This is a genomic window from Variovorax sp. 05L425, assembly GCF_056397705.1.
Genome location: NZ_JBFTNY010000041.1, coordinates 21,961 through 34,537, shown reverse-complemented (window position 1 = coordinate 34,537; position 12,577 = coordinate 21,961). Strand labels below are relative to the sequence as shown.

Annotated in this window: 12 protein-coding genes; 9 read left to right on the top strand and 3 right to left on the bottom strand. The window is 65.3% G+C overall.

The annotated features are described in order from the left end of the window. Positions 1-113 precede the first annotated feature (113 nt). Genes AC1DN9_RS28755 through AC1DN9_RS28740 form a run of 4 tightly spaced genes read left to right on the top strand, consistent with a single transcriptional unit; the run spans position 114 to position 3,419 of the window. The gene (locus AC1DN9_RS28755) at positions 114-860 is read left to right on the top strand and encodes an ABC transporter ATP-binding protein (protein ID WP_478105700.1); all 747 of its coding nucleotides are present in this window, start codon (positions 114-116) and stop codon (positions 858-860) included. Then, positions 857-1,624, top strand: coding sequence for an ABC transporter permease (locus tag AC1DN9_RS28750; RefSeq protein WP_478105698.1), 768 nt, complete (start codon positions 857-859; stop codon positions 1,622-1,624). The genes AC1DN9_RS28755 and AC1DN9_RS28750 overlap by 4 nt, the downstream gene beginning before the upstream one ends. A gap of 14 nt (positions 1,625-1,638) precedes the next feature. Next, positions 1,639-2,655, top strand: coding sequence for an ABC transporter substrate-binding protein (locus AC1DN9_RS28745; RefSeq protein WP_478105696.1), 1,017 nt, complete (start codon positions 1,639-1,641; stop codon positions 2,653-2,655). Beyond that, complete coding sequence (locus AC1DN9_RS28740; protein ID WP_478105694.1) at positions 2,652-3,419, top strand: SDR family oxidoreductase; 768 nt, start codon at positions 2,652-2,654, stop codon at positions 3,417-3,419. The genes AC1DN9_RS28745 and AC1DN9_RS28740 overlap by 4 nt, the downstream gene beginning before the upstream one ends. A gap of 253 nt (positions 3,420-3,672) precedes the next feature. Here the strand turns inward: AC1DN9_RS28740 and AC1DN9_RS28735 are convergent, their stop codons facing one another. Then, positions 3,673-4,554 carry a LysR family transcriptional regulator gene (locus AC1DN9_RS28735; RefSeq protein WP_478105691.1) on the bottom strand — a complete coding sequence of 294 codons (882 nt, stop codon included), beginning with the start codon at positions 4,552-4,554 and terminating at the stop codon, positions 3,673-3,675. 122 nt (positions 4,555-4,676) lie between these two features. Here AC1DN9_RS28735 and AC1DN9_RS28730 point away from each other — a divergent pair, with 122 nt between their 5' ends. From AC1DN9_RS28730 to AC1DN9_RS28715, 4 genes are read left to right on the top strand one after another with little or no spacing between them, the layout of a single operon-like run. Further along, positions 4,677-6,104, top strand: a complete 1,428-nt coding sequence (locus AC1DN9_RS28730) for an amidase (RefSeq protein ID WP_478105689.1) — start codon at positions 4,677-4,679, stop codon at positions 6,102-6,104. Positions 6,105-6,107: 3 nt separating this feature from the next. Beyond that, on the top strand, positions 6,108-7,103 hold the full coding sequence (locus tag AC1DN9_RS28725; protein WP_478105687.1) for a tripartite tricarboxylate transporter substrate-binding protein: 996 nt from the start codon (positions 6,108-6,110) through the stop codon (positions 7,101-7,103). 33 nt (positions 7,104-7,136) lie between these two features. Beyond that, entirely contained in the window at positions 7,137-8,165 is a 1,029-nt protein-coding gene (locus AC1DN9_RS28720; protein ID WP_478105685.1) for a Bug family tripartite tricarboxylate transporter substrate binding protein, read from the top strand. Positions 8,166-8,188: 23 nt separating this feature from the next. After that, positions 8,189-8,959, top strand: coding sequence for a class II aldolase/adducin family protein (locus AC1DN9_RS28715; protein WP_478105684.1), 771 nt, complete (start codon positions 8,189-8,191; stop codon positions 8,957-8,959). 37 nt (positions 8,960-8,996) lie between these two features. Here AC1DN9_RS28715 and AC1DN9_RS28710 read toward each other — a convergent pair whose 3' ends face one another. Together AC1DN9_RS28710 and AC1DN9_RS28705 are read right to left on the bottom strand one after the other, a co-directional pair. Next, entirely contained in the window at positions 8,997-9,725 is a 729-nt protein-coding gene (locus AC1DN9_RS28710; protein ID WP_478105682.1) for an enoyl-CoA hydratase/isomerase family protein, read from the bottom strand. Then, positions 9,722-10,942: a CaiB/BaiF CoA transferase family protein gene (locus tag AC1DN9_RS28705; protein ID WP_478105680.1), complete on the bottom strand. Its 1,221-nt coding sequence runs from the start codon at positions 10,940-10,942 to the stop codon at positions 9,722-9,724. Before AC1DN9_RS28705 ends, AC1DN9_RS28710 begins: the two co-directional genes overlap by 4 nt. A 93-nt stretch (positions 10,943-11,035) precedes the next feature. On the opposite strand from AC1DN9_RS28705, the gene betC reads away from it, so the two are divergent. Continuing rightward, positions 11,036-12,559: a choline-sulfatase gene (betC, locus tag AC1DN9_RS28700; protein ID WP_478105678.1), complete on the top strand. Its 1,524-nt coding sequence runs from the start codon at positions 11,036-11,038 to the stop codon at positions 12,557-12,559. Positions 12,560-12,577: the final 18 nt, after the last annotated feature.

The window sequence follows — 12,577 nt, the reverse complement described above, 5'->3', positions numbered from 1 at the left end:
GTTGCGGTCCTTGCCCGGGGGATCACCCCGGGCTGCGGCCCGCGCCTAGCCCTGCACCCCTTGCCGCCCCGGCGCGAGGGTGATTCATGTGTTAACAGGCCCTAGGGTTCGATGTGAGCTTCCTCGACATCGACAAGGTGAGCTTTACCTTTCCCGGCTGGCCGCCGGTGGTGCGCAGCGTCGACTGGAACATCGCGCAAGGCGAGTTCCATTGCCTGGTCGGACGCAGCGGCTGCGGCAAGACGACCTTGCTCAAGCTCGCAGCGGGCCTGCTGCATCCCCAGGCCGGCAGCATCCGCCTGCAAGGCAAGGAAGTGGTTGCGCCCGGCCCGCAACTGGGCTTCGTGTTCCAGTCGCCCACGCTGCTCGAGTGGCACCGCGTGATCGACAACGTGCTGCTGCCTGTTTCGCTCCAGCACAAGCCCACCGCGAACGAGATCGACAAGGCGCAGCAACTGCTGGCACAGCTGGGCCTGGCCGGCCACGCGCAGCATTACCCTCGACAGTTGTCGGGCGGCCAGCAGAGCCGCGTGGCCCTGGCACGCGCCCTGATCCTCGAGCCGTCGCTGCTGCTGCTGGACGAACCCTTCGCAGCGCTCGACGCGATCACCCGCGGCGAGTTGCAGGACGACCTGCTGCAGATGTGCCGACTGCGCCGCACCACCGTCCTGTTCGTCACGCACGACATCGCCGAGGCGGTGTACCTGGGCGACCAGGTCGCGGTGATGGACCGCGGCCGGATCGCCCGCGCCATCCGCGTCGAGGTCAGCAAGCCACGCCTGCCTGCGATGCGCTACGGCGAAGCCTTCAATCTGCATTGCGCGCAAGTGCGCGATGCGATGGACATGGTGGCGGCATGAAGAGCGCCTCGGCACGCACGCGGCTTGGCGCCTGGGCGCTGCTGCTCGCCCTGCTCGCCGGGTGGGAGCTGGCATCGCGCGCCTCAGGCGTGTCGGCCCTCGTCTTGCCGCCGCCTTCGGCGGTGATGAAGTCGCTCTGGATGGGCCTGTCCACCGGCTACCTGTGGCCCCACATCCGCGCGACGGGCCTCGAACTGCTGCTCGGCCTGTTCATCGGCTGCGTGATCGGTTTCGCAAGCGGCGTGGCCTTGGCCGAGTCGACGCTGCTGCAACGACTGCTGAAGCCCTACATCGTCGTCAGCCAGGTTGTCCCCAAGCTGGCGTTGGCGCCGCTCTTCATCGTGTGGTTCGGCTTCGGCATGACGTCGACGGTGGTGATCACGGCGCTGATCTGCTTCTTTCCCTTGATGGAAAACACCGTGACCAGCCTCCAGCAGGTCGACCCGCAGCGGCTGGAACTGTTCCGCATGCTGGGCGCCACGCGGCGCCAGACACTGCTGCGCCTGAAATTGCCCGCCGGCCTGCCCGGCATCCTGGCAGGCCTGCGCGTGGCTGTGGTGCTCGCGCTGGTCGGAGCGGTGGTCGGAGAGTTCATCGGCGCCAACCAGGGACTCGGCGCGCTGATCATCGCCTCGCAAGGGATGATGGACACGCCGTTGATGTTCGCGGTGCTGGTGGTCATCGCCGTGCTCGGGCTGCTCCTCTACGAAATCACACTGGCCGTCGAAAGACGACTGTTGCTGCCCTACACCCGAATCACATGAAGGAGCCATTGTTCATGCAAAGACCCATCGCACGCCGTACCGCGCTGCTCGCGAGCGCCGCCATCCTGGCCTTGACGGCCGCTCGCGGCGCCAACGCCGCCGACCCGCTCGACAAGATCACGGTGGCTGGCTGGAGCAAGCCGATCACCGAGATCACGCATCTGCTGGTCGAGCCCGATAAGGGCTTCTTCAAGGCCAACGGGATCGATCTTGCCTATGTGCCGGGCGCTGGCGGGGGCGACGCGATCCGCAACATCCTCACCGGCCAGGCGGACGTGGCCTTCACCGACCCGGGGGCGTTCTTTGCGGCGCTCGACAAGGGTGAGAAGCTGCGGGCGATCTACGACATCTACCCGCGGAACGTCTTCAACGTGGTCTCGCTCAAGTCCGCCAACATCACCAAGCCAGCCGACCTGAAAGGCAAGAAGATCGGCGTCTACAGCCTGTCCAGCGGCACCCGCCAGAACCTGCTGGTGCTTCTGCACCAGGCCGGCCTGTCCGAATCCGATGTCACGATCGTCGTCACGGGACTGCTGAACTTCGCGCCGCTGCTGCAGGGCCAGGTCGATGCAACCGCAGCCACCGACACCGGCTTGCTGGTGGGCAAGCGCAAGGGGATCGGCGACGTCAACGTGATGGAGGTTCGCAACTACCTGAACGTATCGAGCGACCTCTTCGTGGTCCGGGAAGAGGTCTACCAGCAGAAGAAGCCGCTGCTCAAGCGGTTCCTCAAGGCCTATCGCGAGAGTGCGGCCTGGATGATCGCCAATCCTGACGAAGCGGCGGGCCTCGCAATGAAATACGCCATCGACGGTACGGACCGTCCGACCAACCTGGAAGTGATCCGCCTGCGCAACGCCGCTACCGTGTCCGCCGTCACCGAGAAGAACGGCCTTGGCGCCTTCGACCTGGAGTCGCTGCAAAGGGCTGCGGATGCCTATCGCAAGCTGGGCCTGATCGAGCACGACATCAGAGTCTCCGACGTGGTCAGCACAGATCTACTGCCGTCGCGATCGAGGTCGACGCCATGAAGTTCGACGCCAAGGTGGTGCTGGTGACCGGTGCGAGCCGTGGCATCGGCGCAGCCATTGCGCGGGCCTTCGCCAGCGAAGGCGCGACGGTGGTGGTCAACCATCTGCGCAACGAAGAGGCCGCTGCCGCCGTGGTTGCGGATTGCAAGGCCGCCGGTGGCGATGCTTGGGCGGTAAAGGCCGACGTCGGTTCGGCCACGGCCGTCCAGGCCATGGTGGAACAGGCCTTGGATGAAGCGGGCCGCATCGACGTGGTGGTCAACAACGCATTTCGCCCCTATTCATTCGACCCGCAACGTCGCGCCCTGTTCGACGAGACGGCGTGGCAGGACTACCAGGCACAGTTCGATGGCGCCGTCGGCGGCGCCTACAACGTCTGCAGGGCCGTTCTGCCGCACTTCAGGCAGCGCGCGCGGGGCAGCATCGTCAATATCGTCAGCGACCTGGACGAGCGTCCGACGATTCCGTACCACGACTACACGACCGCCAAGTCGGCGCTGGTCGGCTTCAGCCGCAATCTGGCTGCCGAACTGGGGCCGTTGGGCATCCGCGTCAACTGCGTCGCCCCGGGCCTGGTCTATCCGACGAAGGCCAGCGGCGCGACCCGCGAAGAGTTCCGCGAGTCGCTGATCGCCGCGACCCCACTGCGACGCATCGCGCGGCCCGAGGACGTGGCGGGTCCCGTGCTGTTTCTCGCATCCGAGTGGAGCCGCTTCATGACGGGCCAGGTGCTGTTCGTTGACGGCGGCCTGGTGATGAAATGAAGCACGAAAAAACTGTCTCGCTTGCTGGAACGCGTGGCGCTTGCAGCGAGCCCACGAGACCTTGATCTCGCTCGCGCCCATCGGCAAGCCGTATACATGCATGCAGACCGTTTGACGTCATCGAAAAGAGCTTGCAAAAGGCGCACTCCGGCGTCCTCGCGCATCTTCAGGAAGTGTTGGCCGGCAAGCTCACTCGGGAGGCGCTTGCCCTTCTGGCTGCTCTCCGTCTAGAAGGCCCGGGCCCGGCAGCCATTCAAGCCATCGCCGCGCGGGCGCATGCGATGAAGGGCTTGATCAGCGGGCTGTTCAGATCACGACGCCAGCAGACAGCGACGTCCATCCCCTCCGTCACGTCGAGCAGCGGCCTGAATGCCAATCCTGGCGGACTGCCGAGCGCCGCACAGGCCGGCACGATGGCGAATCCTTCGCCGGCCATGACCAGACCCAGGGCCGAGTGCACCGTCTCGACCCGATGGGTGATCTGCATCGTGATGTGATTCTTCCTGAGCAGGGACGCGACCAGCGAAGTGTCTGCGGCTTCCTCGAATGTCGGCAGGCCGATGAGCTTGCGGCCTTGGAGCTTCGACAGCGGCACGGCGGTCAGCCTGGCCAGGGGCGAGCGTGCCGGCATGGCCACGCGCAGCGCTTGCGTGCCCAGCAGGGCGGCGGCGACACCCTTGCGCGCGACGGGCGGCATGCACAGCCCCACCGTGACCTTCAGGTCGGCGATCAAGGCCTCGTGGGTTGCGGCACTCATCTCGACGAACTGGAGGTCCACATCCGGCATGACGCGCCGGAGCTCGGGCACCAGCCGCGGCAGGACCGCATAGCCGAGCGCAAACATGTAGCCCACCGTCAACCGGCCGCGGCGTCCGGCGGCGACGGCACGGGCCGCTTCGAAGCCTTCGTGAGCGAGCGTCAGCGCTTCCCTGGCACGCGACAGCAGTGCGCCGCCGGCATCGGTCAGCTGCATGCCGCCGGGCTCGCGCCGGAACAGCGGCGTGCCCAGCTGAGCCTCCAGATTGCGTATCTGGACCGACAGCGGCGGCTGCGCCATGTGTAGGCGCAGCGCGGCCTTTCCAACGCTGCGGGCTTCGGCCACCGCGACGAAATAACGCAGGCTTCTCAGATCCACCGACCCATACTAGTTTCGTATGGCTTTGTTGTAAACGAGTATTGGACCTGAGCTTGCTCGCGCGCCAAGCTGTCGTCCAGGCGGAAGAAAGCGAACTGCCGCAAACCGAAGGATGACTGCACATGAGTGAAGAGCTGTGTTTCATGTCCGCGACCGCATTGCGGGAGCAAATCGCCCGCCGCGATCTGTCGCCGGTGGAGATCACCCGGGCCGTGCTCGACCGTGCCGATCGGCTCCAGCCCGAGCTCAACTGTTTCATCACTCTCTGCCGCGATCGGGCCATGCAGGAGGCGCGCGCCGCCGAGCAGGCCGTCATGCGCGGCGCTGCCCCGGGCCTGCTGCACGGCATTCCGTTCACGTGCAAGGATCTTGTCAACACGGAAGGCGTGCGCACCACCTTCGGCTCCAGGCTGTTCGAACACAACGTGCCCGGCGAGGATGCGGAAGCCGTTGCGCGGCTGCGTCGCCAGGGTGCCATCCTGATCGGCAAGACCACCACGTCGGAGTTCGGCGCGAAGTGCCTCACCGACGCCCCGCTGTTCGGACGCACGCGCAATGCCTGGAGTCCGCGCCACACCAGCGGAGGTTCCAGCGGCGGTGCGGCCGTCGCCGTGGCCGCCGGCATTGCGCCGATCGCCGTGGCGACGGACGGCGGAGGCTCGACACGCATCCCGGCCTCCTGCAACGGCGTGGTCGGACTGAAGCAGAGCAGCGGCATCGTGCCCCACAGCCAGGTCGAGGATGTGTTCGGAAACCTGACCTATGTGACGCCGATGACGCGGAACGTCGCCGACACGGCGTTGATGCTGCAGGCCATGGGTGGCGAGGACGCCTCCGACCCGTGGTCGATCGATACCGCGATTCCGGACTACGAGAGCGCAGCGCAGGCGCGCGGCGACTTGCGCGGCAAGCGGATCCTGTTTTGCGCCGCGCCCGAGGGCCGCCCCATCGCGGCCGAGGTTGCCGCAGCATTCGAAGCATCCCTCGTGCATTTGCGGGCGCTGGGCGCGGAGCTGATCGAGATGCCGGGCACGCATTTCAATATCGAGCCCCTGTGGCGCACCATCAACCACACCGTCTGGCGCGCCCGGTTCAGCGAGATGGCACGGCAGCATCCCGACCAGCTCAGCCCTTCGCTGCTGCAGCAGATGGCGCTGGCCAGCGAGGTCAGCGGGGCCGACTATCAACGGGCGATGTTCGATCGCACGCTGCTGTTTCGCCATGTCCAGACCCTGCTGCGGGACAGCGACTTCATCGCCATGCCGACCCTTTCGCGCACCGCACTGCCGATCGAACAGGACTTGTTCGGTGCCATCGACATCGACGGCGAGATCCTGCCCGAGGTTCGCGCCAACTGGTTTCCCTGGACCATGCCGTTCAACCTTACGGGGCATCCCGCGATCAGCTTGCCTTGCGGCTTCGGTTCGGGCGGATTGCCGATCGGCATCCAGCTGGTCGGGCGCTTCAAGCGGGACAGCGATCTGTTGCGCCTGGCGTCCTTGCTGGAGGCATCGCAGGGGCTTCTGTCTCATCGGCCCGAGCTGGGGTGACGCATGACCCATCGACTTGCAGGAATCCTGAAGGTGTCTCTCGCGGCGCTGGTCGTGGCGGGCACCGCCATCACGTCACCGGTCCGCGCGCAAGCGTCCACCGCGGCACCCGTCAAGCTGGTGATCGGCTTCCCGCCCGGCGGTGCATTGGATGTGCTTGCGCGCGCCGTTGCGGAGCAGCTGCGGCTGGCCACGGGCGAGCCGGTCATTGTCGAGAACAAGCCCGGTGCGTCGACGCGGATCGCCATCGAGACCGTCAAGCGTGCGAGTCCCGATGGAAAGACCATCCTGCTGGCTTCCAGTGCGCCCTTCGTGCTGTTCCCGATGACCTATAAGCGCCTGAGCTACGACCTGGACCGCGACTTCATTCCGGTCGCTCTTCTTGCGGACGTTCCGACGGTGGTCTCCTGCGGCGTGGCCCAGCCCTATCGGACGCTGCCGCAGTATGTGGCCTGGGTCCGCCAGCATCCCGACCAAGGCGGCTTCGGCCTGACCTCGCTGGGCGGCGCCTTGCATTTCGCCGTGCTGGGCATGTCCAAAGCGATCGGCGTGCCGCTGAATGCCGTGGCCTACAAAGGAGGCGCGCCGCTGGCCACCGACATCATCGGCGGCCACGTGCCCATCGGCACGGACGCGATGGCGAGCCAGCTGGAGCTGCATCGATCCGGCCAGATTCGCATCCTGGGTGTGTCGGGCCTGCGGCGCAACCGCGCGCTGCCGGACGTCCCCACGCTCAAGGAGTCCGGCATCGATGCGTTCGATCACGCCAATGCCTCGTACAGCGCCTACGTGCCTGCCGGCACGCCGCCCGATGTGGTGGCGCATCTCGAACGCGCTCTGATTGCAGCGGTCCATCAGCCGCAGGTCCAGACGCAGCTCGCACGCATCGGACTCGACGCGACCGGATTGTCCGGCGCTGAACTCGCCAGGATGATCCAGGCCGAGCGCGTTTTCTGGCGTCCGGTCGTGGAGGCGTCGGGCTTCAAGAATGATGACTGATCGATCCGCAACCCACTCCGAAGGAGACGCGCCATGCTGAACCTGTCCGTTCCCATCCCATCGACGAAGCGCAGACGCAGGATTGCGCAAGCGGTCCTTGTCTGCAGCGCGGGCCTGTGGCTTTGCGCGACGGAGGCGGCCGCCGGGTCCTATCCGGAGCGGCCTGTCACGGTCGTGGTCGCGTTTCCTCCGGGCGGCATCGTGGACGTGATCGCCAGGCGGGTTGCGCTGCGTCTCGCCGATCGATTCAAGCAGAGCTTCATCGTGGAGAACAAGACAGGTGCGGCCGGCAGCATCGGCTATTCGTTTGCCGCCCGTTCCGCCGCCGACGGCTATACGCTGGTCCTTGCGAGCGGACCGACGACCATGACACCGCCGAACGATGGTCCCGTGACCTGGGACCCATTGAAGAGCTTCAGCGCCGTCGGAATGATCGGCACCATCCCGCAGGCCATCGTGGTGAACAACGATGTTCCCGCGCACACTTTGCAGGAGTTCGTCGCCTACGCGAGAACAAAGAGCGGACAGGTCAACTACGGCTCGCCCGGCCTCGGCACCACGCCGTACTTCACGATGGAACTGTTCAAGCGCCAGCAAAAGGTGAACTTGACCCACGTCGCCTACCGTGGACAACCCGATGTGATGGTGGATCTCATGCGTGGCGATCTGGGCATCACGTCGGTGACGGCCCCGCTGGTGTTGCCGAATGTGCTGAGCGGCAAGATGCGGGCGCTGGCGGTGACTTCGAAGGCGCGTCTGGCGGCACTGCCCGATGTGCCTACCGTCTACGAGCAGGGCATGGCCGATCTCGACATCTCCAACTGGTTCGCCTTGCTGGGGCCGGCCCATCTTCCGCCCGATGTGGTGGCGGCACTGGCCAAGGCGTTGAACGACACGCTGGCCTCGCCGGAGACGCAGGCCAGCCTCGCCGAGGTCGGCCTGCTCGTGCAAACGGCGCCGCCCGCCGAGACGCTGGCATTCGTCAAGAGTGACCTCGCCAAATGGATCACCATGTCGAAGGAACTGGGCAGCGGTCAGGCTGCCTCCGGGAGGTCGAATTGAGCGCAGCGCACCCACCCCTTGGCATGGAGCCCGCTCCCACCGGTATGAGCACCGAGGAATGGCGGCTGCGATGCGAGCTCGCCGCCTGCTATCAATTGACCGATCTGTACGGCATGTCCGACCTGGCATCGACGCATATCTCGGTCAGCCTGCCGGGGCCGGGGCATCACTTCCTGGTCAATCCGCTGGGCGTTCTGTTCGACGAGATGACGGCATCCGCACTGCTGAAGGTAGACATCGACGGACGGGTGGTCGACGGCGACCCGTCGCTGCTCAATCCGGCTGGTTTCATCATCCACAGCGCGATCCACATGGCGCAGACCGATCTGGTCTGTGTCATGCATTCGCACACGCGGGCCAACAATGCGGTGGCGATGCAGGTCGAGGGTCTGCGTCCGCTGAGTCAGAAGGCGGTCGTGATGCTCGACTTTCTCGGCTACCACGACTACGAGGGCGCGGCGTTGGATGAAGACGAACGCGAACGACTGGTACGCGACTTGGGTCCCGCTGGCCGGGTCCTGATCCTGCGCAACCACGGCGCTCTCACGGTAGGCCGCAGCGTCGGCGAGGCGTTCTGCTGGATGCATCGGCTGGAGACGGCGTGCAAATACCAGATCGATGGTCTGGCTGGCAATGCCGCGCCGCATGAACTCTCGGAAGAAACCATTCGGCACACGCGCGCCCAGGGTCGCAAGATGCTGGGCGCCGGCGGCTTTCTGGAATGCGGCAAGGTCGAGTGGCCGGGCTTGCTTCGCAAGCTGGAGCGCGAGCGCGGAGGCTCGTACCGCAGATGAAGCGTGCGGCGCCTGCCGGCCATCGGGCTCTCGCCGATCACTTCAGATTGGCAAGGCGCTGGAGGGTGGCCGGCGAACCCAGTGAATCTTCGTAGGCAGCGCGCCCTGCAGCTTCAGACCATGTGGCGAGCGCCAACGCGTCGATGTGCTGCTTCATGGAATTCACTGCCTTGCGTTCGCACTGCAGGATGGCATCCACATAGGCCTGAACCTTGTCCTTGAGCGCTTCGGGCGCCACCAGATCGGTGAGATACCCGATGCGCAACAACTCCTCCGCGCTCAGCGATTGCGCGGTCAGGAAGATCTTCTTCGTGGCTGTGGGGCCGATGCGGGTGACGAAACGCCGCAAACCGCCTGGGTAGTAGTGCAAGCCGAATTTTGCCGCCGGCATGAAGATGCGGCTGCCCTGCACCCCGATTCGGAAATCGCAGCACATGGCCAGATCCGTGCCGCCGCCATAGGCGCTTCCGTTCATCGCGCAGATCGTGGGCACCTTTGATTGTTCGAGGTGGTCCAACATGGTCTCGAAGCTGCGGTCGAGCCGGGAACTGATCTGCGTCAGCGTGTAGCCGGAGCAGAAGGTCTTCTCGCCTTCTCCGGTGATGACAAGGACGGCCACCTCCGGGGACTTGTCGATCTCCTCCAGATGGCGCAACACCACCTGCGGGTCATCCGGATCGATGCGATTGTGTTCGCCGGGACGGCGCAGCGCGATGGTCGCCACGCTGCCTTCGATCTGCAATGCCGGCCTGCCGGAGGCCGTCATGTCCCAACCCTTCCGGCGTCTTGTGCAATGGCGCCTTCGGCGGCGAGCGCCTCGATGTCGGCCTTGCTGTAGCCATACTCGCGCAACACCTCGAAGGTGTGTTGGCCCAGAAGCGGCGGCGCCCTGCGGATGGACGCACCGTTCATCGCCTCCAGCTTGATCGGAGATCCCACCTGGCGCAGCCTGCCCAGCTCGGGATGCTCGACCTCTTCGACGAGGCCGCTGTGCAGCACCTGCTCGTCGGCGAACACGTCCGCCAGATTGTTGATCGGACCCGCGGGAATGTCCGCACCGAGGAGGAGGCGGGACCATGCGTCCCGCGTGTTGGCCTTGAGCTTCTCTTCGATGAGGACCTTCAACTCGTTGCGATGCTCGATCCTCGCTGCGTTGCTGGCGAACCGCGGATCGTCGACCAGCGCGTCGAGTTCCAGCAAGGTGCAGAGCTTGCGCCACATGTCGGTGGTCGCCGGTGCAATGTTCAATGGGCCGTCGGCAGTCTGGAACACGCCATAGGGCGAGATGACCGGATGCGTATTGCCGGCAAGCTGCGGCACTTCGCCAAGACTCAGGTACCGCTGCCCCTGCACGCTGAGCAGACCGACCAGCCCGGCCAGCAGCGATGTCTCCACGCGCTGGCCCTTGCCCGTGCGCTGGCGTTCGTTGAGCGCAGCAAGCACGCCTATCGCGCACCACATGCCGGCGGTCTGGTCACCGATGGCGACGCCCACGCGCATGGGGCCGGACTCTTCCGAACCGGTGACGCTCATCAGGCCCGAATAGCCCTGCGCAATCTGGTCGAAGCCGGGGCGCTGGCCCGCCGGGCCGGTGCGGCCAAAGCCGGTGATGCTCGCGTAGATCAGACCCGGATTCGCTTTGGTCAAGCTCTCATAGGCGAGCCCCATGGACTCCATGGCACCGGGACGGAAATTCTCGGCGACCACATCGGACTGCCTTGCAAGATGTCCCAACAGTTCCAGCGCACGCGGGTCGCGGAAGTTGATCGCGATGCCCCGCTTGTTGCGATTGCCGCTGAGGTAATAGGCGCTCGTGCCGCGGTCGAAAGGGCCCCAGTTGCGGATCATGTCGCCGCCGATGGGCTCGACCTTGATGACGTCCGCGCCGAGGTCCGCAAGGACCATCGTGCAGAAGGGGCCGGCCAATGCGCGCGTCAGGTCGAGCACCCGAACGCCGGCCAGTGGAAGCTCTGAATGTGCCATGGTTGTCTCCAAAAAATACTTGTGCATCAACGCCTCAGACTATATATTGCATACAACGGTTATGCAATGTAAGACCAACCCCAGGAGACATCGATGAAGAAACCCAACATCCTTTTGATCATGGCGGACCAGCTTTCGGCGCCGGTTCTGCCGTTCCACGGCAACGCGGCGGTGAAGACGCCGTACCTGCAAGCGCTGGCCGAACAGTCGGTCGTGTTCGACAACGCGTACTGCAACTTCCCGTTGTGCGCGCCGGCGCGCTTCTCGTTGCTGGCCGGCCAGTTCGCGACCGAGATCGGCGCCTTCGATAACGCCTGCGAGTTCGAGGCGTCGACGCCCACGCTGCCCTACTACCTCGGCCGCGAGGGCTACAAGACTATCCTCAGCGGCAAGATGCACTTCGTGGGCCCGGACCAGAAGCATGGCTTCCAGGAACGCCTCACCACCGACATCTATCCGGCCGACTTCGGCTGGTCGGCGGACTGGAAAGAGGGCGAGTTCAGCTTCTATTCGCCGGGCCACAACCTCAGCACCGTCGACGAGAGCGGCGAGTGCTTTCGCAGCCTGCAACTGGACTACGACGAAGAGGTCGAGACCAAGTCGATCCAGCGTCTGTACGACCTGGCTCGCGACGACGAGCAGCCCTTCTTCATGTGCGTGTCGTACACGCACCCGCATCCGCCCTTTCACATCCTGCCGGAGTACCTGGCCCGCTACGACCGCGCTGAAATCAACCTTCCCAACGTGCGCGACATTCCCATGGAAGAGCGCGACATGCTGAGCCAATGGATCCAGTACTCGCACGGCCTGGACAAGCAGACGGCCACCGACGAGCAGATCCTGCGCGCGCGCCACGCCTACTACGCGATGGTCAGCTACATCGACGACAAGGTGGGCAACCTGCTGAAGACGCTCGAGCGCACGGGCTTCGACAAGAACACCATCGTCGTCTTCACCTCGGACCACGGGGACATGCTGGGCGAGCGAGGCATGTGGTTCAAGCGCGTGTTCTTCGATTGGTCGGCCAAGGTGCCGCTGCTGTTCAAACCGCCCGGCGCGACCACGCCGCGCCGGATCTCGGAGCCCGCGTCGCACGTCGACCTGCTGCCGACCTTGATGGCCTTCGCAACCGGCAAGGAATCTTCAGAATGGGTGGAGCCGATCGATGGCCGCTCGCTCAAGCCCGTCATCGAAGGCGCGGCCGAACACATCGACGCCACCGCTTTCGTGGAATACACGGCAGAGGGCGTGACCGGCCCGTGCTGCATGCTGCGCAAGGGGCACTACAAATACGTCTACACGCACGGCTACCCCGACCAGCTCTATGACCTCGAAGCCGATCCCGACGAACTTCGTAACGTGGCGGCAAAGCTCCCCGACGTCCTGGCCGCGCTGAAGGTCGAGGTGCAGTCGCGCTGGGATGCGGACGACATCAAATCGCGCGTGCTGCACAGCCAGGCGCGCCGCAAGTTCATCAAGGACCTGCCCGACGCGATCCAGCCGGTATGGGACTACCAGGCCAGCGTCGACGACACCAAGCGCTATGTTCGGCGCGGCAGCGCGCGGATCATCAAGGTGAAGAAGCGCTGGCCCGTGGTCGCCGACATCAAGAGCTGAGCGCTCGCCACATCGGAG

Bases quoted from the DNA above. Each gene is read 5' to 3' on its own strand.
- AC1DN9_RS28705 (WP_478105680.1), bottom strand. From the start codon at position 10,942: ATGGCACATTCAGAGCTTCCACTGGCCGGCGTTCGGGTGCTCGACCTG.
- AC1DN9_RS28730 (WP_478105689.1), top strand. From the start codon at position 4,677: ATGAGTGAAGAGCTGTGTTTCATGTCCGCGACCGCATTGCGGGAGCAA.
- AC1DN9_RS28720 (WP_478105685.1), top strand. From the start codon at position 7,137: ATGCTGAACCTGTCCGTTCCCATCCCATCGACGAAGCGCAGACGCAGG.
- AC1DN9_RS28750 (WP_478105698.1), top strand. From the start codon at position 857: ATGAAGAGCGCCTCGGCACGCACGCGGCTTGGCGCCTGGGCGCTGCTG.
- AC1DN9_RS28745 (WP_478105696.1), top strand. From the start codon at position 1,639: ATGCAAAGACCCATCGCACGCCGTACCGCGCTGCTCGCGAGCGCCGCC.
- AC1DN9_RS28740 (WP_478105694.1), top strand. From the start codon at position 2,652: ATGAAGTTCGACGCCAAGGTGGTGCTGGTGACCGGTGCGAGCCGTGGC.
- AC1DN9_RS28725 (WP_478105687.1), top strand. From the start codon at position 6,108: ATGACCCATCGACTTGCAGGAATCCTGAAGGTGTCTCTCGCGGCGCTG.
- betC (WP_478105678.1), top strand. From the start codon at position 11,036: ATGAAGAAACCCAACATCCTTTTGATCATGGCGGACCAGCTTTCGGCG.
- AC1DN9_RS28710 (WP_478105682.1), bottom strand. From the start codon at position 9,725: ATGACGGCCTCCGGCAGGCCGGCATTGCAGATCGAAGGCAGCGTGGCG.
- AC1DN9_RS28715 (WP_478105684.1), top strand. From the start codon at position 8,189: ATGGAGCCCGCTCCCACCGGTATGAGCACCGAGGAATGGCGGCTGCGA.